The sequence below is a fragment of the Mesorhizobium sp. M0678 genome, assembly GCF_040320505.1.
Taxonomy (GTDB): domain Bacteria; phylum Pseudomonadota; class Alphaproteobacteria; order Rhizobiales; family Rhizobiaceae; genus Mesorhizobium.
Genome location: NZ_JAMYPT010000002.1, coordinates 464,866 through 486,267, shown reverse-complemented (window position 1 = coordinate 486,267; position 21,402 = coordinate 464,866). Strand labels below are relative to the sequence as shown.

The window sequence follows — 21,402 nt, the reverse complement described above, 5'->3', positions numbered from 1 at the left end:
GACAGGTATGAACGCGGCATTCGACATCAAATCGCTGGTCCAGGAAATCGACTACGGCACACCCGCCTCTGAAGCAGAACAAAAGGTAACGCTGACGGTCGACGGCAAGTCGGTGACGGTGCCGGCGGGGACCTCGATCATGCGCGCTTCGATGGAAGCGGGCGTCGAAATCCCGAAACTCTGCGCCACCGACATGCTGGACTCGTTCGGCTCCTGCCGGGTCTGCCTCGTCGAGATCGACGGGCGCGGCGGCACGCCGGCCTCGTGTACGACGCCGGTCGGCGAAGGCATGGTCGTGCATACGCAGAGCGACCGGCTAGACGCCATTCGCCGCGGCGTGATGGAACTCTACGTCTCCGACCATCCTGCGGCGTGGGGCGAGAAGGCCGGCACTGGCGCCAGCGAGTTCGACAAGGTCGTCAGGACGGTCGGCCTGACCGAGAACCGCTATGGCGTGGACGGCCGCAACCACGTCAAGCAGGAAAACGGCGTGGCGCCCGGCCATGGCTCGCTGACCATCGATTACATCGCCCGCGATGAATCGAACCCGTATTTCACCTACGATCCGACGCAGTGCATCGTCTGCTCGCGCTGCGTGCGCGCCTGTGAGGAGGTGCAGGGCACGTTCGCGCTGACCATCGAGGGCCGCGGCTTCGAATCCAGGGTCTCGGCCGGCATGCACGAGGCGTTCGTCGATTCCGAATGCGTGTCGTGCGGGGCCTGCGTGCAGGCCTGCCCGACCGATGCGCTGAGGGAAAAGACCGTGCTGGCGAAGGGCCTGCCCGAGCGCTCGACCGTCACCACCTGCGCCTATTGCGGCGTCGGCTGTTCGTTCAAGGCCGAGGTCAAGGGCGACGAGGTCATCCGCATGATGCCCTACAAGGCAGGCAAGGCCAACCACGGCCACTCCTGCGTCAAGGGCCGCTTCGCCTATGGCTACGCGACGCACAAGGACCGTATCCTGAAACCAATGATCCGCGAGAAGGTCAGCGATCCGTGGCGCGAAGTGTCGTGGGAAGAGGCGCTCACCCATACGGCGAATGAATTCCGCCGCATCCAGTACCAGTACGGCCGCACCTCGATCGGCGGCATCACCTCCTCGCGCTGCACCAACGAGGAGACCTACCTCGTCCAGAAGCTTGTCCGGCAGGGCTTCCGCAACAACAATGTCGATACCTGCGCCCGTGTCTGCCATTCGCCGACCGGCTATGGTCTCGGCCAGACCTTCGGCACCTCCGCCGGCACGCAGGACTTCGATTCGATCGAGCAGACGGACGTGATCCTGCTGATCGGCGCCAATCCGACCGATGCGCATCCGGTGTTCGCCTCGCGCATGAAGAAGCGCATGCGCGAGGGCGCCAAGCTGATCGTGCTCGATCCGCGCCGCACCGACATCGTGCGCTCGGCCCACGTCGAGGCGCAGTTCCATCTGCCGCTGAAGCCGGGCACCAACGTCGCCATGCTGACCGCACTTGCCCATGTCATCGTCACCGAGGGCCTGTTCGACGAGGCCTTCATCCGCGAGCGCTGCGACTGGGACGAGTTCCAGGACTGGGCATCGTTCGTGGCGCTGCCGGAAAATAGCCCGGAAGTGGTCGGCCAGCTTGCAAATGTCGATCCCGACGACATACGCGGCGCGGCGCGGCTCTACGCCCGCGGCGGTAACGGCGCGATCTATTACGGCCTCGGCGTGACCGAGCACAGCCAGGGCTCGACCACCGTCATCGCCATTGCCAACCTCGCCATGGCGACCGGCAATATCGGCCGGCCGGGCGTCGGCGTGAACCCGCTGCGCGGCCAGAACAATGTGCAGGGCTCCTGCGACATGGGCTCGTTCCCGCACGAGCTTCCCGGCTATCGCCACATTTCAGGCGACGCGGTGCGCGCCATCTATGAGAGCCTGTGGGGCGTCAAGCTCGACGACGAGCCCGGCCTGCGCATCCCCAATATGCTGGATGCGGCCGTCGACGGCTCGTTCAAGGGGCTCTATGTGCAGGGCGAGGACATCCTGCAGTCGGACCCCGACACCAAGCATGTCGCCGCCGGTCTCGCCGCGATGGAATGCGTCGTCGTGCACGACCTCTTCCTCAACGAGACGGCCAACTACGCGCATGTGTTCCTGCCCGGCTCGACGTTCCTCGAGAAGGACGGCACCTTCACCAATGCCGAGCGCCGCATCAACATGGTGCGCAAGGTGATGGAGCCGAAATGCGGCTATGCCGACTGGGAAACGACGCAGGAGCTCGCCAAGGCGCTCGGCCTCGGCTGGAACTACACGCATCCGTCCCAGATCATGGACGAGATCGCCAAGACAACCCCAAGTTTCGCCGGCGTTTCCTTCGACCTTCTCGACCGGGTGGGCTCGGTGCAGTGGCCCTGCAACGAGAAGTCGCCGGAAGGCACGCCGATCATGCATATCGGCGGCTTCGTGCGCGGCAAGGGCAAGTTCATCCGCACCGAATATGTGGCGACCGACGAAAGGACCGGACCGCGCTTCCCGCTGCTGCTGACCACCGGCCGCATCCTGTCGCAATACAATGTCGGCGCGCAGACCCGGCGCACCGACAATGTGGTCTGGCATAGCGAGGACCGGCTGGAGATCCATCCGCACGATGCCGAAAATCGCGGCCTGCGCGACGGCGACTGGGTGCGGCTGACCAGCCGCTCCGGCGAGACGACGCTGCGCGCGCTGATCACCGAGCGGGTGTCGCCGGGCGTCGTCTATACGACCTTCCACCATCCCGACACCCAGGCCAACGTCATTACCACCGACTTCTCCGACTGGGCGACCAACTGCCCGGAATACAAGGTGACCGCGGTGCAGGTGGGTGCATCCAACGGCCCGTCGGAATGGCAGCGCGACTATGACGAGCAGGCAAAGCAAAGCCGCCGCATCGCCCCGCTGCAAGCAGCGGAGTAGCGGTTTTGGTTTCGTGCCGGAGTACCCCCCTCTGGCCTGCCGGCCATCTCCCCCTCAGGGGGGGAGATTGGATGTCATCTCGACTTTCGCCAATCACCAAAGTCGAAAGGTGCGCTGCGACGCCTGAACTGCCGATCTCCCCCCTTGAGGGGGAGATGCCAAATGATGACAAAGAGGGCAGGCCAGAGGGGGATGCCGCGTGATGCCCAAACGTCGTGCTGTCACACAGATCAGCCGCCTGGCGCGCCGCGCCGGCGGTACTGCGGCCGCCAACCGCATGGTGCCGGAAGAGACGCCGGTGGCGTTCTCCTTTGCCGGCACCACGCATGCGGTGATGATGGCAAGCCCGGCTGATTTCGAGGATTTCGCGCTCGGCTTCTCGCTGACCGAAGGCATCATTGCCTCGCCGGACGAAATCGAAGCGATCGAGGTCGAGGATCACGGCGCCGGCATCGATATCCAGATCCGGCTGAAGGACCAGGCCAACACCCGCTTCGAAGCGCGGCGGCGCAGGCTCGCTGGGCCGGTCGGCTGCGGGCTGTGCGGCATCGAATCCATCGAAGAGGCAATGCGCTCGGTAAACCCGGTCGGTGCGTCGCAACTTACACTTCAGGCCAATGACATCGTCCGCTCGGTCAAGCTTTTGTCGAAGCTGCAGCCGCTGCACGCCGAGACCGGTGCCGTCCACGCCGCCGGTTTTTACCTCCCCGGCAAGGGCATCGTCATGGCGCGTGAGGATGTCGGCCGCCACAACGCGCTGGACAAGCTGGCTGGCGCGCTGGCCAAAGCCGGTATCGACGGCAGGTCGGGGGCCGTCGTCGTGACGTCGCGCGTTTCGGTCGAGATGGTGCAGAAGACCGCGGCGATCGGCTCGGCCGTCATCATTGCCGTCTCGGCGCCGACCGCACTTGCCATCCGCACCGCGGACGATTCCGGCATGACGCTGGTGGCGCTGGTGCGCGGCGACGATTTCGATATTTTCACCCATCCTGACCGAGTGGTTTCCGGAGTTGCCAAGCATGTCGCATGACGAGGGCCACCTCATGAGCACCAGCGAAAAGCTGGTTCGCATGGCCAACCAGATCGCCGCCTTTTTCCACTCCAAGCCGCGCGAGCAAGGCATTGCCGGCGTCGCCGAGCACATCAACAAGTTCTGGGAGCCGAGGATGCGCCGGCAATTGTTCGAGATGCTTGACAGCGGCGGCGAAGGGTTCAATGAACTTGTCGTCGCGGCCGCGCCACACATCAAGCGGCCGGGCGCGCCGGAGGGCGCAGGTTTCAGCGCTGGCGGAGCGAACACCGAGACGACCGCCGCGTCACAGAAGTAGGCGCCGCAGGCCCACATTCACGCTCTCTAAAGTTTCATCTGCCGCAAGCTGCGCGCCTCTGCTATGATCCGGCGATAAGAAATCGTCGGGTCGGGCGGACAACTCGTGAGGCCGATCGAAACTCGATACGCGCCCAGTGGCGACGTGCGGATCGCCTATCAGGTGGTCGGCCAGGGATCGCTCGATCTCGTCTTCGTGCCGGGTTTCATTTCCAATCTCGACCTGCACTGGGAAGACGAGGGCTACACCCGGCTGTTGAAGCGGCTTTCCGCGTTCTCACGGCTGATCCTGTTCGACAAGCGCGGCACCGGTCTGTCCGACCGCGTCGATGTCCACCACCTGCCCAGCCTCGAAACCCGCATGGACGATGTACGCGCGGTGATGGATGCGACCGGCAGCGGCCGCGCCGCCTTGCTCGGCGCTTCGGAAGGCGCGCCGATGGCAATGCTGTTCGCCGCCACCTACCCGGAGCGGACGCGGGCGCTGGCGCTTTATGGCGGCTATGCGCATTTCCACAAATGGGTGATGCCGCCGGAACGCTTTGAGGCGTTCATCGCGACGGCGGAGACCGCATGGGGTACCGGCGCCACCCTGCCGCATTTCGCGCCCGGCCGCGTCGACGATCCGCGTTTCGCCACATGGTGGGCGCGCTTCGAGCGGCTGTCGGCGAGCCCGACCGCGGCAATCGCCCTGGCCCGCATGAATGCAGCTATCGACGTGCGCGGCGTGCTGGCGGCGATCAGCGCACCGACGCTGCTGGTCCATCGCCGCAACGATGCGCGCGTCGACCCGGAGGCCAGCCGCTTCCTGGCAAGGAATATCCCGAATTCGCGGCTGGTCGAGGTGGCCGGGCGCGACCACCCGATCTGGACCGGCGATGTCGACCGGGTGGCCGATCTGATCGAGGAATTCCTGACCGGAGCGCGCGCCGTTGCCGAGGCCGAGCGCGTGCTGGCTGCACTGCTGGTCACCCGGATCTACGACACGGCGCGGCTTGGCGACCGCATGTGGAGCGAGCGCAGCCAGCGTTTCCAGGAAACATGGCGGCTGCTGGTCGGGCGCCATGGCGGCCGCCCGGCCGGCACGCATGGCGAGCTGATGATGGCGCGCTTCGACGGCCCGGCGCGGGCCGTACGCTGCGCGGCGGCGCTGCGCGATGCGGCGCAGGAGATCGGCGTCGCCAGCGCGCAGGGCGTGCATGTCGGCGAGGTCGAGTTGCGTGGGCCGCCGACGGGGTTGACGGCGCGCGTGACGATGCAGCTTGCCGCGCATGCCGGGCGCGGCGATATCCTCGCTTCGCGGCTGGTCGCCGACCTCGCCGCCGGTTCAGGCCTTCATTTCAATGACGCCGGGCGCATCGCGCTTGACGAGCTGGATGAGCCGCTGGCGCTGGTGCAGGCGACCTCGGAACAGCATCTGGAGCCGGCCTGCCGGCCGAAGGCCAAGGCTGCCGAGCCGGCCGCACTGACGGCGCGCGAAAGCGAGGTGGTGAACCTCATCGCCGATGGCAAGAGCAATGCCGCGATCGCCGCCGAACTCGGGTTGAGCGAACACACCGTCAAGCGTCACGTCGCCAATATTCTGCTCAAGCTGGACCTGCCGTCGCGGGCGGCGGCGGCGGCGTTCTCGGCCCGGCACGCTGGCCCGCACGGGCCATAGGAGCCATGGCGCTTTCGGGCGAAGCGGCCGGGCATGCGTAAGCGCTATCACTTCGTCCCATGCAGGCCAGGCGGATATCGCCGGGAAAGGCGCTGCGAAGGGAGGAATAAAATGCTGAAGTTGACACTCAAATCACTGGTGCTAGCGGCAGGCGTTGACGCGCTGTTGGCGATCGTTCCTGCCAAGGCCGAAGACGCCTCGGCGACGGCTGCCTACAAGGACATCCAGGCAACGCTCGGCTCGGTACCGGACATGTTCAAGACGCTGCCGGACGTCGCCGTTGCCGGCGCCTGGGCCGAGATCAAGGGCGTGCAGCTCAACCCGAACACCGCGCTCGACGGCAAGACCAAGGAATTGATGGGCCTCGCCGTCGCCTCGCAGATCCCCTGCCAGTACTGCATCTATTTCCACACGCAGGCGGCCAAGCTCAATGGCGCCAGCGACGAGGAGATCAAGGAGGCGGTGGCGATGGCGGCGATCGTGCGCCACTGGTCGACGATGCTCAACGGCAGCCAGGTCGATCTCGCCACTTTCAAGAAGCAGTCCGACGAGGTGTTCGCGGCCGTCAAGGCGAAGTCGCAGTGAAAAAGCCACTGCCCGGCGGCGAGCGCCGGGCAGTGCCTGATCAAGCAACCACCCGATCCGAGAAAACGGGCCTATGGAGGAAAAAATGCTGACCAAGACACAGACGATAGACGGCGCTGCGATCAAGAAGGCGATTGAGGGCCGTGATGGAAAATTGCTGGCGAGCTTCTATGCCGACGACGCATTGGTGCGGGTGATCGACCGCAACAACCCGCCGAGCAAGCCGCGCGAAATCCGCGGGCGCGCTGCGATCACCACATTCTGGGACGACATTTGCAGCCGGGCGATGACCCACAAGGTCGACACCACCATTGCCGACGGCAACAACCTCGCCTTCACCCAGGCCTGCTCCTATCCGGACGGGACCAAGGTATTCTGCGCGGCGATGCTGGAGCTGAAGAACGGCCAGATCGCACGGCAGACGGTCGTGCAGGCCTGGGACGAGTGAGGCGGCGATGTTCAGTGCCAGATGGCAGATCGACGCCAAGTTCGACCACAAGCAGACCGTGCTCTGTTGAAGAAATGGGAACGCGAGATCGGCTCGCAGGCCGGTCTCGACGACCTCAAGTTCCAGATCATGACCGGATCGATCGACGCGCGGGAAGCGACGGTCGGGTCACATCACCAGGTCGAAAGCCTCGCCAGTTGGAGGCGTTCTTCGCCAGGATCGGCAAGATCGACGCGCACGCCAAATGGGGCAAGGAGATGGAGCCCTATGTCGTGTCGGGCACCAGCCTGTGGAACATCTACCGCATCGTGGAATAGCAGTCCGGCTTACTCCCTTCTCCCCGTCACTTACGGGGAGAAGGTGGCGGCAGCCGGATGAGGGGCAGCGCGACGTCTATAATTACGGAGAGCGCAAACCTCTATTCGCTCTCGCCGTCCAGCGCGGGCACCGACACGCCGGCAAGCTCCGCCGCCAGCAGCCGCGACGCACCGGCGCGTGCGATCCTCAGCATCAGCGCCTTGCGCGTTGCCGCCGCCATGCGGTGCTCGGGCGCATCGCGCAAAATCTCGGCGCCGTAACCGTCGGAGAGAATGAAGCCGCACTCCTGCGGAAAAATTTCCTGGGGTACGCCGGGATGGGTGGCGAAGAAGAACCGGTCGGAATGCAGCCGGTAGTCCGGCCATTTGCGGTCGACCCTGAAATCCTCGATCGAGGATTTGATCTCGATGATCCAGATGTCGCCCTGGCGGGTCAGCGCAACCAGGTCGGCCCGCCGGCCGGTGGCCAGCGACAGTTCGGGCAAGACATGCGCGCCCATCTGCCTGAGCAGCCGCTGCACGCCGCGCCTGACCAGCATGGCGCGCTCCGACTGGCGGCCGTCGATGAGCGGATTGAGGGGTAGAGGTGAGATGATCGGCATTACCGCACCATGCCAGATTTTGTTCACGGTTTGAACCCGGTCGCGGCGATTATCTGGCTGACAAACCTAATCTGCAAAATACTGTGGAGCGGGCGCTACAAGGCCCGCCCTTCCACAAGGCGGGCCGCTCGCGTTATGAATGCGTTTCCTACTGGTGAGGGGAGCTATGTTTTCGCGAGGCGTCGCGGTTGATCTAATATTCACCGCTGCAGGCCCGATAGTGGTCGCAGCATAATCAAAAAGGTGGCGAAGCATGGTTACTGAGAATGCAAGTTTGACGGTCGAGCAGACTAGGCTCAATAGGATGCTCACGCGGGGCGTCGTATTTTCCGTCATTTGGCTCGCCGGTTTCGGGTCTTCTTATGCACTCTACCAGGGGCTTCTGGCGCGACGGATGATAAAAATGAATCCCGTGCTTCGGGGAAATGGCCGCGCCTGGTGGTGCATCATTGTGGGAGGGCTTGGGGCCGCAGCCTTATGTGCGATAGTTGGCGCCGGCATTTTCAATGCCATGACACAACCCTAGGTCACGCTGCAACACCGCCTGCCGATCTGGTGTTGGGTCATATTGATTTGTAGGTCCCGTCAATGAGTGCTTCCGGCGTCATCCTCCCATCATTGGCCGTCATTTCCCGCCCGCAAGTTTAAAGCTTGCTGATTCATATCAGAATGCTCCTGTCCCGTCGCCGGGCCGCACCAGATATGGCAACTCAGATTTGCCATTGTCATCGACCCGGCCCTCAGCTAATCGGCATCATCCCTTCCAGGGCAATAATTCTCGTCTTTGCGCAGCGTTCGCGGATGGCTTTGAGGCGGCTGTATTCTGGAGAGTCGTACCATGCCAGGAGGGACGCCATGTCCGGGAATTCGACAATGACGAGGCGATGAGGTTCCCAATCGCCCTCCAGAACTTTGGTGGCTCCGCCGCGAGCGATGTACCTCCCCCCATAGCGGGCTTCGGTTGCCGGCACATCCCGGCGGTATTCCTCGAAAACGGCGGCGTCGGTTATGTCTACATCAGCAATGAGATATGCGGCCATTGACCTTACTCCCTGAAAAAAACATTGAAACAGGTCTATTAGCGGCCCCGCAACTAAGCCAGCGGTACTACGCCTCGGAAACGACTCGCGTTCTCCCGGATTGGGGCGCTTAACTGTCTTGGTGGGGGCAGCTCTGGGAGAGACGAACCATGCCGATGTATCTCACGCGATTCAGCTACAGGCCCGAAACCTGGGCGCGCTTGATGGATAATCCCGAGGATAGACGCGAGGCTGCCCGTTCCTACATCGAGTCGGTCGGCGGAAAGCTGCACGGGTTCTGGTATGCCTTCGGAGAGTACGATGGCTGGAACCTATGGGAGGCGCCGGACAACGTGTCGATGGCATCCGTCATGCTCGCCATCGGTGCGGGAGGCGCGCTCAGCTCTTACGAGACCACCGTGCTGCTAAGTGTCGAAGAGACGATGGAAGCCCTTGGGAAAGCCAAGTCGATCCGGTATCGCCCACCGGGATCGTGACCGCCGCCCGCGCTTTGCGGAGTGTCGAAGGCTGGTAACGCTTGCTCGCGAACTGCGCACGTTCCTAAACTTTTGCGCAAAAGAGTCCACTGCGGCTCTTGGCAGCGCCGGCAGCTTGCGCTTTCAATGTCGGCTACGGTGTTTTACGAGGAGCATTAGATGACGGAAGATGACGACCGGAAATCAGCGACGCCGGAGGAAATCCGCCCGGCCATCAGAGGATGGGCGGTGCTTGGGGCAATTATCGTTGCCGTGTTTGGTGCGGCCTACGTCATGATCGATAGTTGAATGGCCGACGGTCCTGGTCGCCCCGATGGACTGCCTGAAACGATCGGCACGGTCCTGGGTGCATTGGTGGTGATCGGCACGTTCGGGCTTCTGGCTTGGACCGTGCTTCGCGGCGTCCTTTATTAAACCCGGCCCGTCTGGACTTTCTCCTGCAGCGGCCGCGTCTCAGTCCGATCTCCTCGCAGCAACGGATGGTCTTGGCCGCAGGCCAGAGCGCCGGGCAGCGTCACCGACATTCATGGGTGATTTCTTCGTCTCCCGGTTCTTGTTCTTGGCCCATTGATTTTGCAACATAATCCTGCGGGGGCTGTTGCCGAAATGCCATAGTCGCAGGTTTACCAGCACACAAGTCCAAGGATATAGGCATCGCCCGCTTGGCAAGCAAAGCAAATGCCAGCATGAATGAAGATGAAAAAAGCGGCCGACTCGAGCCGCTGTTGTTTGGGCAGGCATCGGACCTTTTCATGCGCATGAAGTCACTTGCAATCGTCGCGGCCCTGGCGCTGTCGACGGCTGTCGCCGGTTGCAGCACCATCGGCTCGCAGATCTTCACCAACAACTACGGCGCGGTGACCGACGCCGGCTATCACCTGCCGCGCGTTCCGATCGAAAAGGTGCCGTTCAAATACCGCCGGCAGATCGTCGACTACGACACCAAGGAAAAGCCGGGCACCATTATCGTCGATACGCAGAACAAGTTCCTCTATTTCGTCATGGGCGACGGCGAAGCGATGCGCTACGGCATCGGCGTCGGCCGTGAGGGTTTCGAATGGCACGGCACCGCCCATATCGCGCTGAAGCGCGAATGGCCGACCTGGACACCGCCTTCGCAGATGATCAAGCGCCAGCCGGAGTTGGCCAAGTTTGCCGGTGGCATGGACCCGGGGTTGAAGAACCCGCTCGGCGCGCGCGCCATGTACCTGTTCAACAAGGGCGGCGACATGGGTTATCGCCTGCATGGCAGCCCGGAATGGAATTCGATCGGCAAGGCGATGTCGTCGGGCTGCATCCGGCTGATGAACCAGGACATTATCGACCTCTACGACCGCACCTCGGTCGGCGCCAAGGTCATCGTGATATAAGACCCTTATACGCGGACCGTCTAGGCAACAACACAGACGTCGCAAACAGAAACCCGGGCACTTTGGCCCGGTTTTTTGTTGTCTATCGATGTTGACGATGGAACGGTGCGTCAGGAGACCTGTTCGACGTGCTGCACTTCCGGCACAAAGTGCCGGAGCAGGTTCTGGATGCCGTGCTTCAGCGTCGCGGTCGACGACGGGCAGCCGGCGCAGGCGCCCTTCATGTGCAGGAACACGGTGCCGTTCTCGAAGCCGCGGAAGGTGATGTCGCCGCCGTCCTGGGCCACCGCCGGGCGCACCCGCGTGTCGAGCAGCTCCTTGATGGTGACGACCAACTCCTCGTCGGCCTTGTCGTAGAATTCGCCGGTCTGGCTGGTCTCGGCGGCGGGGCCGGCCTTGGCCATCACCGGGGCGCCGGACATGAAATGCTCCATGATGGCGCCGAGGATAGCCGGCTTCAGATGCTGCCAGTCGGGGCCGTCCTTGGTCACGGTGATGAAATCATAGCCGAAGAAGACGCCGGTGACGCCGGGGATTTCGAACAGCCGGCCGGCGAGCGGCGAAGCCGTCGCGGCGCTATCGGCATCGCGGAAATCGGCGGTGCCTTCTTGCAGCACTTCCTTGCCGGGCAGGAATTTCAGCGTCGCCGGGTTTGGCGTCGACTCGGTCTGGATGAACATGGCCGTCTCCGTGCCCGTTTCGGGCAGCTAGTTTGGAATAATTCTAATTAGGCTTTATCCGCCCGACATTCAAGCGAAAGGCATCGTCGGCGGAAGCGGCAGGCGGAATGTTTTACCCCTGCCTTGAGCGAGGCGCGCTCAGGCGAGGCTGTCGATCTCTTCGTCCGACAGGTTCTGCGGCACCACCGTGACCGGAATCGGAAAGGCGGCGCCCTTGCCGGCGACCGCGCCGACCAGCGGCCCAGGCCCTTCCTTGCCGGCGCCTGCCGCCAGCACCAGGATGGCGATGTCCTGGTCTTCCTCGATCAGCTTGTGGATCTCTTCGGTCGGCTTGCCTTCGCGCACCACCAGTTCCGGCTCGATGCCGAGCTTCTGGCGCACCTTGTTGGCGTAGCTGTCGAGTGCCGCACGCGCCGTGGCGGTCGCCTCCTCGCGCATGATCTTCTCGACGCCCAGCCAGTGCTGGAAATCATCCGGCTCGATGACATAGAGCAGCACCAGTACGCCGCCCGTGCTTTGCGCCCGCTTCGAGGCGTAGGCGACGGCGCGCTCGCATTCTGGCGTATCGTCGATGATCGCCAGGAACTTGCGACGATGACCGGCTTCGCGGCTGAGGCGTTTGGAGACCATATTCACCCTGTTCGATGGTTTCGGTTCGCAATCTGCCACCGCCACAGCCCGCCCGCAAGCGACCGGCGGCTGTGGCGACAGGGCGCCGCTCTAAGGTCAGCCTTGCAGCAGGCCGATAATGTCGCGCACGGTCTTCATCGTCGCTTCGGCCAATGTGCCGGCACGCTCGCCGCCATCCCGCAGCACCGCGTCGACATAGGCGCGGTCAGCGGAGATGCGGCGCATCTCGCCGGCGATCGGCGCCAGCTTTTCCACGGCAAGATCGGCCAGCGCCGGCTTGAACACCGAAAACTGGTGGCCGCCGAACTCTTTCAGCACGGCCTCTTTCGAGATTTCGGCGAGGCCGGCATAGATGCCGACGAGGTTTTCCGCTTCCGGCCGACCGGCAAGCCCGTCCAGTTCGCCGGGCAAAGCCTCCGGGTCGGTCTTGGCCTTGCGGATCTTCTTCGAGATGGCATCGGCATCATCGGTCAGATTGATGCGCGACAGGTCCGACGGGTCGGACTTCGACATCTTCTTCGAACCATCGCGCAGCGACATGATGCGCGCCGCCGGGCCGCCGATGACCGGCTCGGTCAGTGGGAAATAGCCGTTCACCGTCTCTTCGCCGACCTGCATCTCGACGCCGACACCAAGCGCCGCGATGCGGTCTGAAAAGTCGTTGTTGAATTTCTGCGCAATGTCGCGGGTCAGCTCCAGATGCTGCTTCTGGTCGTCGCCGACCGGCACGTGGGTGGCGCGGTAGACAAGGATGTCGGCGGCCATCAGGGAGGGATAGGCAAGCAGGCCGAGCGAGGCGTTCTCGCGGTCCTTGCCGGCCTTGTCCTTGAACTGCGTCATGCGGTTCATCCAACCGATGCGCGCCACGCAGTTGAAGATCCAGGCAAGCTCGGCGTGCTGCATCACCCGCGACTGGTTGAAGACGATGTGCTTGGTCGGGTCGATGCCGGAGGCGAGAAACGCCGCGGTGATCGAACGCGTCTGGTCCTGAAGGTCCTCATAGACGAGCTGCGCGGTCAGCGAATGCAGGTCGACGACGCAATAGATGCAGTCGGAAGTGTCCTGCAGGGCGACGAATTTCTTGATGGCGCCGAGATAATTGCCGAGATGCAGATTGCCGGTTGGCTGGACGCCGGAAAACACGAGCGGCTTGAAGGCGGGCTGGTTGAGGTCGGTCATAGTGTTTCCCTGGCTTGTGGAGGGCCGTTTCGCGCGCGGCGAAAGTCTTGCGACGGCGCGCTTATGGACGAGAGCGAGGAGGCGATCAAGAGGGGTATTGACTGGGCGCGCAGGCTTTGGCGTCGGCCGAGCAAGACGCCGCAGGAGGCTGTTTGAAGGGGATGACGCCGACCAGAAACAAAAACCCGCCTTGCGGCGGGTCTTCGGCGCCAATGAGCACCCATACCGAAGTTACTAGCATAGCTGCCGGCACAAAGCAAGAACAAAATAGCTCGCCTCGGCAATCGCTTCGATTTGGCTTAGGGCCACATTGACGGACTGATGTAGATAGCTACATAATATTTGCTACACAGCGGAAGCAAAACAATGACGATCAACATCAACAACAAGGAAGCGGACAGCCTGACGCGGGCTTTTGCCAGGCTTGAAGGTGTCGGGATCACCGAGGCAATCGTGATCGCCATGCGCGAAGCTCTGGAGCGCCGACGCAATCGCGAGACGCCGCTGGAGACGGCGGCACGGCTCCGGGCCGAGTTCGGTATTGAGCTGAGCGAGCAGGCGCGCAAGCCGCTGCCGCGCTCGGTCTACGACGAATTGTCCGGCGAAGACTGATGTTCATCGATGCTGCCGCTATCGTTGCCATACTGAGCAACGAGACCGAAGCCCCGCGCTGCGCGCAGGCGGTCATGAAAGCGTCGGCTCCGTTCACGTCGGCGATCGCGGTTTGGGAAGCCGCGATGGCGCTTTCGCGATCGGAAAAGCTGGCCGTACCGGTCGCCACAAGCTTCAAGATAGTCAGCCGTTTTCTCGAAGAGCGTGGAATCACCTTGCGGGAGCTTCCGCCTTCCTCTGACGCAGCATCTCTGTCAGTCGAGGCTGCGTCGCGGTTTCGCAACAACGCTGGCCGCCTCAACATGGCCGACTGTTTCCACTACGCCTGTGCGCGCTACTACGCCGTTCCGATGCTTTCGACGGCGGACGAATTCCGCTTCACGGATCTGGAGACTGTTGCTTGACCGGCTGGGAGCCCTTGCGCCCGATATTGCGGCGGATCATGCCGAAATCGGCGCCGCCGGTGGCGAAGGCGGTGACGAAGTAAAGCAGCGCCCCGCCGGCGACGAGCGCAAGCAGGGTTACCGCCTTGATCACCAGCGGCGAGCCGGAGCCGAGACTTGCGGCGAACCAGTGCTCGGCAAAATAGAGCGCCGCGGCCATCACCGCCGCCGACAGCACCAGCCGCGGGATGCGTTTCATGAGCGGCACGTCGCGGCCCCAATGGCCGCGCCGGATCAGCACGGCGAGCAGCATCGCCGCATTGACCCAGCCTGCGACAGCGGAGGCAACGGCAATGCCGGGCGCGCCCATGGTCGGAAACAGCGTCAGCGCCGTCGTAATGTTAACCGCCACCGAGATGGCGGCGAAAATCATTGGCGTGCGCGTGTCCTCGCGGGCGAAATAGCCTGGGGTGAACGCCTTGATCAGCACGAAGGCCGGCAGGCCGAGGCCGAAGATCGCCAGGATTGCCGCGACCGTCGGCGTCGAATTGTTGGCGGCAAAGGCGCCGCGCTCATAGACCAGCCGCACGATCGGCTCGGACATAACCAGCAGCGCGGCCGCCGCCGGCAAGGTCATGAAAAGGGTAAACTCGACCGAGCGGTTCTGCAGATTGGCGGCCTCGACCAGATTGCCTGATTTCAGTGCCCGCGACAGTTCCGGCAAAAGCACGATGGCGACGGCGACGCCGACGACGCCCAGCGGCAGCTGGTAGACGCGGTCGGCATAGGCCAGCGACGACACCGCGCTGTCCTGCGCCGATGCGATCGCCGTGCCGATCAGCTGGTTGATCTGGGTGATGCCGCCGGTGATCGCCGCCGGCAGCGCCAGGATCAGCAGCCGCTTGACGTTCGGCGTCATCTTCGGCCGCCGGAAGCCGATCGAAATGCCGGCATGGCGCACCGCCGCCCAGACGATCGCCAGCTGCACCAGGCCGGCCGCCAGCACGCCCCAGGCCAGGCCGAAACCAACGGTGCCGGCGTCCGAACCCTTGTACCAGGCATAGGCAAGCACGGCGATAAGGATGACGTTGAGGAACACCGGCGCCACCGCAGCGGCGAAATAGCGGCGCAGCGAATTCAGCATCCCGGCCATCATGGCGCCGAGCGACATGCAGATCAGGTAGGGGAACATGACGGTCGCCAGCGCCACCGTCGTCTCGAATTTTCCCGGCGTGTCGGCAAAGCCCGGCGCCACCAGGTAGCGCACGATCAGCGGCATCGCCAGTTCCATGGCGATGGTCAGCGCCAGAAGCGCCGTGAACAAGACGCCGAACACCTCTTCGGAAAAGCGCTTGGCGCCGTCGGTGCCGTGTGTCTCGATCTCCTTGGCGAACAGCGGCACGAAGGCGGCATTGAAGGCGCCTTCGGCGAACAGCCGGCGAAAGGTGTTGGGAAACTGGAAGGCGGCGTTGAAGGCGTCGGCGATCGGCCCGGTGCCGAGTGCGGCAGCCATCAGCATCTCGCGGCCGAAACCGAGGGCGCGGCTCATCAGCGTGCCGGAAGCGACCGTGGCGAATTTCTTGACAAGGCTCATGCGCTTGAAGACTGCCTGTGCGATTGGGGCAAATGGAAGGTAACAGTCACTCGGCGGCCGTTTTGGTCTTGCCGCGCTCGGACGCCGTGCCCTCGAGCACCGCGATCAGCCTGTTGCGGATGGTCGCCGTACGCGACGGGCTGTCGATCTTCTGGCCGGTGAGATCGGTGACGTAGAACGTGTCGATGACTTTTTCGCCGAAGGTGGTGATGTGGGCCGAGGCGATGTCGAGCGACAGGTCCGACAACATGCCGGTGATCTCCGACAGAAGGCCCGGCCTGTCCAGCCCCTCGACCTCGATCACCGAGAAACGGTTCGACAGCGTGTTGCGGATCTCGGCGCGTGGCGGAATACGGAAAACCTTGGCGCCGCGCCGCGGCTTGGTCCGCTTCTCGATCATTTCGGGCAGCCAGCTCTTGCCCGACAGCACGTCCTCGATCAGCCGGCCGACGCGCTCGGCACGGCGGCGCTCGTCCTCGTCGAGGTCGAACTCCCTCGAGATCAGGATGGTGTCGAGCGCCCGACCATCCGAGGTGGTGAAGATCTGCGCGTCTACGATGTTGCCGCCGGCCGCGGCACAGGCGCCGGCAATCACCGAGAGCAGGCGCGGATGGTCCTGCGCCAGCACCGTGATCTCGGTCACCGCCTCGAACTGGTGGGTTTTCACCATGGTGGCGAGCTTCTTGCCGGCGTGATCGGCCTCGCGGATGAATTCGGCATGGCGGAGCTGGTCGGGAAGATCGACCGCCAGCAGATAGTTCTCGTAGTGCTGGCCGACATAACGCTTGCGGGCCTTTTCCGGCCAGTCGGCAAGCGCCTCGGCCAGTTGTTCGCGCGCCGCCGCCGTCCGTTTGGCGCGCGACACCTCCGAAAACCCGCCGGTCAACAAAAGCTCGGTCTCGTAATAGAGCGTACGCAGCAGCTGGCCCTTCCAGCCGTTCCAGACCCCAGGCCCGACGCCGCGGATATCGCAGACGGTAAGCACAAGCAGCATCTTCAGCCGTTCGACCGACTGCACGATGGCGGCAAAATCCTCGATCGTCTTGCGGTCGTTGAGATCGCGGGTCTGCGCCGTCATCGACATGACGAGGTGGTTCTCGACCAGCCAGGCGACCGTTTCGGTGTCGGCCGGCGAGAGCCCCATATGCGGGCAGATGCGCCGGGCGATCCTGGCGCCGGCTTGCGAATGGTCCTCCGGCCTGCCCTTGGCGATGTCGTGCAGCAGCACGGCGACATAGAGCGCCTCGCGGCTCTTCTTCAGCCCCGGCATCAGCGAGTGGGCGAGTGGATGGATCTTTTCCCCGTCGCCGCGCTCGATCTCGGCCAGCACCCCGATGCAGCGGATGAGGTGCTCGTCCACCGTGTAGTGGTGGTACATCGAGAACTGCATCATGGCGACGATCTTGCCGAAGTCCGGGATCAGCTTGGCCAGCAGTCCGGCCTCGTTCATGCGCCGTAGATTGAGCTCGGCGTTGCGGTCCGAGGTCAAGATGTCGAGGAACAGCCGGTTGGCTTCCTCGTCGCGCCGCAGTGCCTTGCCGACGAGGCCGAGCGAACGGGTCAAAAGCTTCAGCGCATCGGGGTGAAATTCCAGGCCGTGCTTGTCGGCGAACCAGAACAGCCTGAGGAGATTAACCGGATCGCGCTCGAACACCTCGTCGTCGGCAATGTTGATGCGGTGGTTGTCGACGATGAAATCGGCCGTGCCGGCGAGCTTGCGCTTGCGGCGCGAAAAGGTGAGGAAAATGCGGTTGAAGCCCGGCACATGCTTGGCCTGCTCCTCCTCGAGCGCGGCGCAGAAAATGCGGGTTAGGTCGCCGACATCCTTGGCGACGAGGAAGTAGTGCTTCATGAAGCGTTCGACCGCCGACAGGCCGGGATGGGTGGTGTAGCCCAGCCGCTCGGCAATGTCGCGCTGGATGTCGAAATGCAGCCGCTCCTCGGCCTTGCCGGTGAGGAAATGCATGTGGCAGCGCACCGCCCATAGGAAATCCTCGGCCTTCTGGAATTCCCTGTATTCGGCGTCGGTGAAGACGCCCTTGTCGACCAGTTCCTCGCCGGTGCGCACGCGGTAGAAATATTTGGCGATCCAGAACAGCGTCTGCAGGTCGCGCAGGCCGCCCTTGCCGTCCTTGACGTTGGGTTCGACCAGGTAACGGCTCTCGCCGGCCTTGGCGTGGCGCTCGTCGCGTTCGGCGAGCTTGGCCTGGACATATTCGGGGCCGGTGGTGCGCACCACCTCGTGGTCGAAGCGTTGCAAAAGCTCGTCATAGAGCTTTTGCTCGCCCCACAGGAAGCGCGCCTCCAGGATCGAGGTGCGGATGGTGATGTCGGTGCGCGACAGCCTGAGGCACTCGTCGATGTTGCGGGTGGCGTGGCCGACCTTCAGCCCGAGATCCCACAGCATGTAGAGCATGTATTCGACGATCTGCTCGCCCCATGGCGTCTGCTTGTAGGGCAGGAGGAACAGCAGGTCGATGTCGGACCCGGGCGCCAGCGTGCCACGGCCATAGCCGCCGACGGCCACGACCGCCATGCGCTCGGCCGATGACGGGTTTTTGACGCGATAGACATGGGTGGCGGCGAAGTCGTAGAGCGCGCGGATGATCTCATCCATCAGATGCGACAGCCGGCCGGCGCAGGCGGTACCGCTGCCATCGTCCATCAGCATGCGTTCGGCGACCGTGCGGCCGTCAGCGAGCCGGCTTTTGAGAAGCTTGAGAACGCCGCTGCGCGCGGCCTTGCCGGAGCCGTCGCCTGCCGACGCCTCGGTCAGTTCGGTCATCTCGCGGCGCAAGGCTTCGCCGTCGATCAGTTCCTCGAGCTTCAGGGATATTCTTGCCATAAATGCCGTTCGGCCTCGCCGTTTCGGCGGCGTCTATAGCGCGTTTTCGCGGCGCTGGGTATGGGGCGGACGGACGCGTTCTCCGCAGCCGTGGAACGGGACGATCGTCTCATGCCCGCGGCCGGTGCAGTTTGGGCCTGGCCACGAAAAATCGAAATCAGCCCTTGACCTTCCAGTTACTGGAAGCACTACTTCCGCCGCAACATCGAAATACAGGGGCTTTCGGCATGACGCATTCCGATCACCATCATCACGCCCATGGCAGCTGCTGCTCGCCAAAAGGCGTCTCCTCTGCTGCGGACGCCGTCGTCCGCGATCCGGTCTGCGGCATGACCGTCGATCCGGCTGCCGGCAAGCCAACGGCCGAGCATGACGGCCATCGCTATCATTTCTGCAGCGAAAGCTGCCGTTCGAAATTCGTCGCCGAACCGGAAAAATACCTGACCGCAACCGATCCCGTCTGCGGCATGAGCGTCGACCGTGCCACGGCCAAGCACTTTTTGCGGCACGAGGGCCGGGGCTTCTATTTCTGCTCGGCCGCTTGCCAGGCGAAGTTCGAAACCGAGCCGGCAAAATATCTCGGCGACAGGCCGGCGCCGCAGCCGATGCCCAAGGGCACGCAATACACCTGCCCGATGCATCCGGAAATCATCCGCGACAAGCCCGGCTCCTGCCCGATCTGCGGCATGGCGCTGGAGCCGATGGGCGTGCCGACCGGCGACGAGGGACCTAACCCCGAACTGGTCGACTTCACCAGGCGCTTTTGGGTGAGCGCGGTGCTGTCCGTGCCGTTGCTGGTCATCGCCATGGCGCCGATGCTCGGCCTGACGTTCCAGGCCTTCATCGACGACCGCGCGAAGGTCTGGCTGGAGCTGGCGCTGGCCAGCCCGGTGGTGCTGTGGGCGGCATTCCCGTTCTTCCATCGCGGCTGGAACTCGGTCCTCAACCGCAGCCCCAATATGTGGACGCTGATTTCGCTCGGCGTCGGTGCCGCCTATCTCTACAGCGTCGTCGCCACGCTGTTTCCAGGCCTCTTTCCGCACCAGTTCCGCGGCCATGACGGCACCGTGCCGGTCTATTTCGAGGCGGCGGCGGTGATCGTCGCGCTGGTGTTCCTTGGCCAGGTGCTGGAATTGCGCGCCCGCGAGAAAACCGGCTCGGCGATCCGCGCGCTGCTCGACCTGGCGCCGAAGACGGCGCGGCAGATCGGCGCGGACGGTTCCGAAAACGACGTGCCGCTCGAAACCGTCAAGGCCGGCGACCGCCTGCGCATCCGCCCCGGTGACGCCGTGCCGGTCGACGGCATTGTGCTCGAAGGGCGCTCGTCCATCGACGAATCGATGATCACAGGCGAGCCGCTGCCGGTCGAAAAGACCGAAGGCGACAACCTCACCGGCGGCACGCTCAACAAGAACGGTTCGCTGATCATGCGCGCCGAAAAGATCGGCGCCGAGACGACGCTGGCGCGCATCGTCGAGCTGGTCGCCAAGGCGCAGCGTTCACGCGCGCCGATCCAGGGGTTGGCCGACCGCGTCTCGTTCTACTTCGTCCCGGCCGTCGTTCTGATTGCCATCATTGCGTTTGTCGCCTGGGCGATCGTCGGACCGGAACCCAGCCTGGTGTTTGCCATCGTCTCGGCGGTCTCGGTGCTGATCATCGCCTGCCCCTGTGCGCTCGGCCTTGCCACGCCAATGTCGATCATGACCGCCACCGGGCGCGGCGCGCATGCCGGCGTGCTGATCAAGGAAGCGGCGGCGCTCGAGCGCTTTGCCTCGGTCGATACGCTGATCGTCGACAAGACGGGAACGCTGACCGAAGGCCGGCCCAAACTGACCGACGTCATCGCGGTCGAAGGCATGGCACAAGACGAGCTGCTGGCGCTCGCCGCCGGTCTGGAAAAAGGCTCGGAGCATCCGCTGGCCGAGGCGATCGTCGAAGGCGCCCGCGAACGCGGCGTGAAGGTCCCCGACGCCGGCGGTTTCGAGGCCGTCACCGGCAAGGGCGTTTCCGGCACGGTCTCGGGGCAGAAGGTAGCGCTCGGCAATGCCGCGATGATGGCCGATCTCGGCATCGACACGGCGGCGGTCCTGGCCAGCGCCGAGGCGCTGCAGGCCGACGGCAAGACCGCGATGTTCGTTGCTGTCGGCAACCGGCTCGCCGGCCTCGTCGCCGTCGCCGACCCGATCAAGGCGACCACCGCCGAGGCGATCAAGGCACTGCATTACAGCGGGCTGAAGATCGTCATGGCGACCGGCGACAACGAGCGCACGGCGAAAGCCATCGCCGCCAAGCTCGGCATCGACGAGGTGCGTGCCGGGCTTTTGCCCGAGCAGAAGGGTGCGCTGGTCGAGGAATTGCGTGCAAACGGCGCCGGCGTCGCCATGGCCGGCGACGGCGTCAACGATGCGCCAGCACTCGCCGCTGCCGATGTCGGCATCGCCATGGGCACCGGCGCCGATGTCGCGGTCGAGAGTGCAGGGATCACGCTGGTCAAGGGCGATCTCAACGGCATCGTCCGAGCCCGCACGCTTGCCCAGGGCACGATCCGCAACATCCGCCAGAACCTGTTTTTCGCTTTCCTCTACAACGTGCTTGGCGTGCCGGTCGCCGCCGGCGTGCTCTATCCGCTCACCGGCACGCTGTTGTCGCCGATGATTGCGGCGGCGGCGATGAGCCTATCGTCGGTTTCGGTGATCTCCAACGCGTTGCGGCTCAGGACGTTGAAACTCTGAGT

20 protein-coding genes are annotated in these 21,402 nt (G+C 64.0%); 13 read left to right on the top strand and 7 right to left on the bottom strand.

Going from position 1 to position 21,402, the window contains the following annotated elements; genetic code table 11:
• Nucleotides 1–7 precede the first annotated feature (7 nt).
• The 6 genes from fdhF (at nucleotide 8) to NKI29_RS05690 (ending at nucleotide 6,940) form a co-directional block, all read left to right on the top strand.
• Nucleotides 8–2,920: a formate dehydrogenase subunit alpha gene (fdhF, locus tag NKI29_RS05715; protein WP_023676803.1), complete on the top strand. Its 2,913-nt coding sequence runs from the start codon at nucleotides 8–10 to the stop codon at nucleotides 2,918–2,920.
• 202 nt (nucleotides 2,921–3,122) lie between these two features.
• Nucleotides 3,123–3,950 (top strand): formate dehydrogenase accessory sulfurtransferase FdhD, encoded by an 828-nt coding sequence (gene fdhD / locus NKI29_RS05710; protein ID WP_502896638.1) that lies wholly within the window; start codon nucleotides 3,123–3,125, stop codon nucleotides 3,948–3,950.
• Complete coding sequence (locus NKI29_RS05705) at nucleotides 3,940–4,248, top strand: formate dehydrogenase subunit delta (protein WP_352570237.1); 309 nt, start codon at nucleotides 3,940–3,942, stop codon at nucleotides 4,246–4,248. Before fdhD ends, NKI29_RS05705 begins: the two co-directional genes overlap by 11 nt.
• 105 nt (nucleotides 4,249–4,353) lie before the next feature.
• Complete coding sequence (locus NKI29_RS05700; protein WP_352724961.1) at nucleotides 4,354–5,907, top strand: alpha/beta fold hydrolase; 1,554 nt, start codon at nucleotides 4,354–4,356, stop codon at nucleotides 5,905–5,907.
• A gap of 111 nt (nucleotides 5,908–6,018) precedes the next feature.
• Nucleotides 6,019–6,492, top strand: a complete 474-nt coding sequence (locus tag NKI29_RS05695; protein ID WP_352724960.1) for a carboxymuconolactone decarboxylase family protein — start codon at nucleotides 6,019–6,021, stop codon at nucleotides 6,490–6,492.
• A gap of 85 nt (nucleotides 6,493–6,577) precedes the next feature.
• Nucleotides 6,578–6,940: a nuclear transport factor 2 family protein gene (locus NKI29_RS05690; protein WP_352448516.1), complete on the top strand. Its 363-nt coding sequence runs from the start codon at nucleotides 6,578–6,580 to the stop codon at nucleotides 6,938–6,940.
• Between the two features lie 418 nt (nucleotides 6,941–7,358).
• On the opposite strand, the gene NKI29_RS05685 is transcribed toward NKI29_RS05690, so the two are convergent.
• Both NKI29_RS05685 and NKI29_RS05680 read right to left on the bottom strand, forming a co-directional pair.
• The gene (locus NKI29_RS05685) at nucleotides 7,359–7,859 is read right to left on the bottom strand and encodes an MmcB family DNA repair protein (RefSeq protein ID WP_023676393.1); all 501 of its coding nucleotides are present in this window, start codon (nucleotides 7,857–7,859) and stop codon (nucleotides 7,359–7,361) included.
• A 740-nt stretch (nucleotides 7,860–8,599) separates the two neighbouring features.
• A complete protein-coding gene (locus NKI29_RS05680) occupies nucleotides 8,600–8,899 on the bottom strand; it encodes a DUF1330 domain-containing protein (RefSeq protein ID WP_352570234.1) in 300 nt (99 codons plus the stop codon).
• A 149-nt stretch (nucleotides 8,900–9,048) separates the two neighbouring features.
• Here NKI29_RS05680 and NKI29_RS05675 point away from each other — a divergent pair, with 149 nt between their 5' ends.
• From NKI29_RS05675 to NKI29_RS05660, 4 genes are all read left to right on the top strand, one after another.
• Nucleotides 9,049–9,375, top strand: coding sequence for a GYD domain-containing protein (locus tag NKI29_RS05675; protein ID WP_352476054.1), 327 nt, complete (start codon nucleotides 9,049–9,051; stop codon nucleotides 9,373–9,375).
• 159 nt (nucleotides 9,376–9,534) lie between these two features.
• Nucleotides 9,535–9,663 (top strand): hypothetical protein, encoded by a 129-nt coding sequence (locus NKI29_RS05670; protein WP_023676389.1) that lies wholly within the window; start codon nucleotides 9,535–9,537, stop codon nucleotides 9,661–9,663.
• A complete protein-coding gene (locus NKI29_RS05665) occupies nucleotides 9,664–9,789 on the top strand; it encodes a hypothetical protein (RefSeq protein WP_023676388.1) in 126 nt (41 codons plus the stop codon).
• 338 nt (nucleotides 9,790–10,127) lie between these two features.
• The gene (locus tag NKI29_RS05660) at nucleotides 10,128–10,745 is read left to right on the top strand and encodes a L,D-transpeptidase (RefSeq protein ID WP_352591300.1); all 618 of its coding nucleotides are present in this window, start codon (nucleotides 10,128–10,130) and stop codon (nucleotides 10,743–10,745) included.
• A gap of 110 nt (nucleotides 10,746–10,855) precedes the next feature.
• On the opposite strand, the gene NKI29_RS05655 is transcribed toward NKI29_RS05660, so the two are convergent.
• The 3 genes from NKI29_RS05655 to trpS form a co-directional block, all read right to left on the bottom strand.
• Nucleotides 10,856–11,425, bottom strand: a complete 570-nt coding sequence (locus NKI29_RS05655) for a NifU family protein (protein ID WP_023676386.1) — start codon at nucleotides 11,423–11,425, stop codon at nucleotides 10,856–10,858.
• 138 nt (nucleotides 11,426–11,563) lie between these two features.
• Nucleotides 11,564–12,055, bottom strand: coding sequence for a universal stress protein (locus tag NKI29_RS05650; protein WP_023717912.1), 492 nt, complete (start codon nucleotides 12,053–12,055; stop codon nucleotides 11,564–11,566).
• Between the two features lie 96 nt (nucleotides 12,056–12,151).
• Nucleotides 12,152–13,234: a tryptophan--tRNA ligase gene (gene trpS, locus NKI29_RS05645; protein WP_352690993.1), complete on the bottom strand. Its 1,083-nt coding sequence runs from the start codon at nucleotides 13,232–13,234 to the stop codon at nucleotides 12,152–12,154.
• A 366-nt stretch (nucleotides 13,235–13,600) separates the two neighbouring features.
• On the opposite strand from trpS, the gene NKI29_RS05640 reads away from it, so the two are divergent.
• Together NKI29_RS05640 and NKI29_RS05635 are read left to right on the top strand one after the other, a co-directional pair.
• Entirely contained in the window at nucleotides 13,601–13,846 is a 246-nt protein-coding gene (locus NKI29_RS05640; protein ID WP_023676383.1) for a type II toxin-antitoxin system VapB family antitoxin, read from the top strand.
• Nucleotides 13,846–14,250 (top strand): type II toxin-antitoxin system VapC family toxin, encoded by a 405-nt coding sequence (locus NKI29_RS05635; RefSeq protein ID WP_352614480.1) that lies wholly within the window; start codon nucleotides 13,846–13,848, stop codon nucleotides 14,248–14,250. Before NKI29_RS05640 ends, NKI29_RS05635 begins: the two co-directional genes overlap by 1 nt.
• Here the strand turns inward: NKI29_RS05635 and murJ are convergent.
• Together murJ and NKI29_RS05625 are read right to left on the bottom strand one after the other, a co-directional pair.
• The gene (gene murJ, locus NKI29_RS05630) at nucleotides 14,225–15,823 is read right to left on the bottom strand and encodes a murein biosynthesis integral membrane protein MurJ (protein ID WP_352755992.1); all 1,599 of its coding nucleotides are present in this window, start codon (nucleotides 15,821–15,823) and stop codon (nucleotides 14,225–14,227) included. The genes NKI29_RS05635 and murJ overlap by 26 nt on opposite strands.
• A 46-nt stretch (nucleotides 15,824–15,869) precedes the next feature.
• Nucleotides 15,870–18,668: a [protein-PII] uridylyltransferase gene (locus NKI29_RS05625; RefSeq protein ID WP_352795654.1), complete on the bottom strand. Its 2,799-nt coding sequence runs from the start codon at nucleotides 18,666–18,668 to the stop codon at nucleotides 15,870–15,872.
• Between the two features lie 227 nt (nucleotides 18,669–18,895).
• On the opposite strand from NKI29_RS05625, the gene NKI29_RS05620 reads away from it, so the two are divergent.
• A complete protein-coding gene (locus NKI29_RS05620; RefSeq protein ID WP_352795653.1) occupies nucleotides 18,896–21,400 on the top strand; it encodes a heavy metal translocating P-type ATPase in 2,505 nt (834 codons plus the stop codon).
• Nucleotides 21,401–21,402 lie beyond the last annotated feature (2 nt).

What these genes read in the sequence shown, in the direction of transcription:
- fdhF (WP_023676803.1), top strand. Translation starts at nt 8, where the DNA reads ATGAACGCGGCATTCGACATCAAATCGCTGGTCCAGGAAATCGACTAC.
- fdhD (WP_502896638.1), top strand. Translation starts at nt 3,123, where the DNA reads ATGCCCAAACGTCGTGCTGTCACACAGATCAGCCGCCTGGCGCGCCGC.
- NKI29_RS05705 (WP_352570237.1), top strand. Translation starts at nt 3,940, where the DNA reads ATGTCGCATGACGAGGGCCACCTCATGAGCACCAGCGAAAAGCTGGTT.
- NKI29_RS05695 (WP_352724960.1), top strand. Translation starts at nt 6,019, where the DNA reads ATGCTGAAGTTGACACTCAAATCACTGGTGCTAGCGGCAGGCGTTGAC.
- NKI29_RS05690 (WP_352448516.1), top strand. Translation starts at nt 6,578, where the DNA reads ATGCTGACCAAGACACAGACGATAGACGGCGCTGCGATCAAGAAGGCG.
- NKI29_RS05685 (WP_023676393.1), bottom strand. Translation starts at nt 7,859, where the DNA reads ATGCCGATCATCTCACCTCTACCCCTCAATCCGCTCATCGACGGCCGC.
- NKI29_RS05680 (WP_352570234.1), bottom strand. Translation starts at nt 8,899, where the DNA reads ATGGCCGCATATCTCATTGCTGATGTAGACATAACCGACGCCGCCGTT.
- NKI29_RS05675 (WP_352476054.1), top strand. Translation starts at nt 9,049, where the DNA reads ATGCCGATGTATCTCACGCGATTCAGCTACAGGCCCGAAACCTGGGCG.
- NKI29_RS05670 (WP_023676389.1), top strand. Translation starts at nt 9,535, where the DNA reads ATGACGGAAGATGACGACCGGAAATCAGCGACGCCGGAGGAAATCCGC.
- NKI29_RS05665 (WP_023676388.1), top strand. Translation starts at nt 9,664, where the DNA reads ATGGCCGACGGTCCTGGTCGCCCCGATGGACTGCCTGAAACGATCGGC.
- NKI29_RS05660 (WP_352591300.1), top strand. Translation starts at nt 10,128, where the DNA reads ATGCGCATGAAGTCACTTGCAATCGTCGCGGCCCTGGCGCTGTCGACG.
- NKI29_RS05655 (WP_023676386.1), bottom strand. Translation starts at nt 11,425, where the DNA reads ATGTTCATCCAGACCGAGTCGACGCCAAACCCGGCGACGCTGAAATTC.
- NKI29_RS05650 (WP_023717912.1), bottom strand. Translation starts at nt 12,055, where the DNA reads ATGGTCTCCAAACGCCTCAGCCGCGAAGCCGGTCATCGTCGCAAGTTC.
- trpS (WP_352690993.1), bottom strand. Translation starts at nt 13,234, where the DNA reads ATGACCGACCTCAACCAGCCCGCCTTCAAGCCGCTCGTGTTTTCCGGC.
- NKI29_RS05640 (WP_023676383.1), top strand. Translation starts at nt 13,601, where the DNA reads ATGACGATCAACATCAACAACAAGGAAGCGGACAGCCTGACGCGGGCT.
- NKI29_RS05635 (WP_352614480.1), top strand. Translation starts at nt 13,846, where the DNA reads ATGTTCATCGATGCTGCCGCTATCGTTGCCATACTGAGCAACGAGACC.
- murJ (WP_352755992.1), bottom strand. Translation starts at nt 15,823, where the DNA reads ATGAGCCTTGTCAAGAAATTCGCCACGGTCGCTTCCGGCACGCTGATG.
- NKI29_RS05625 (WP_352795654.1), bottom strand. Translation starts at nt 18,668, where the DNA reads ATGGCAAGAATATCCCTGAAGCTCGAGGAACTGATCGACGGCGAAGCC.
- NKI29_RS05620 (WP_352795653.1), top strand. Translation starts at nt 18,896, where the DNA reads ATGACGCATTCCGATCACCATCATCACGCCCATGGCAGCTGCTGCTCG.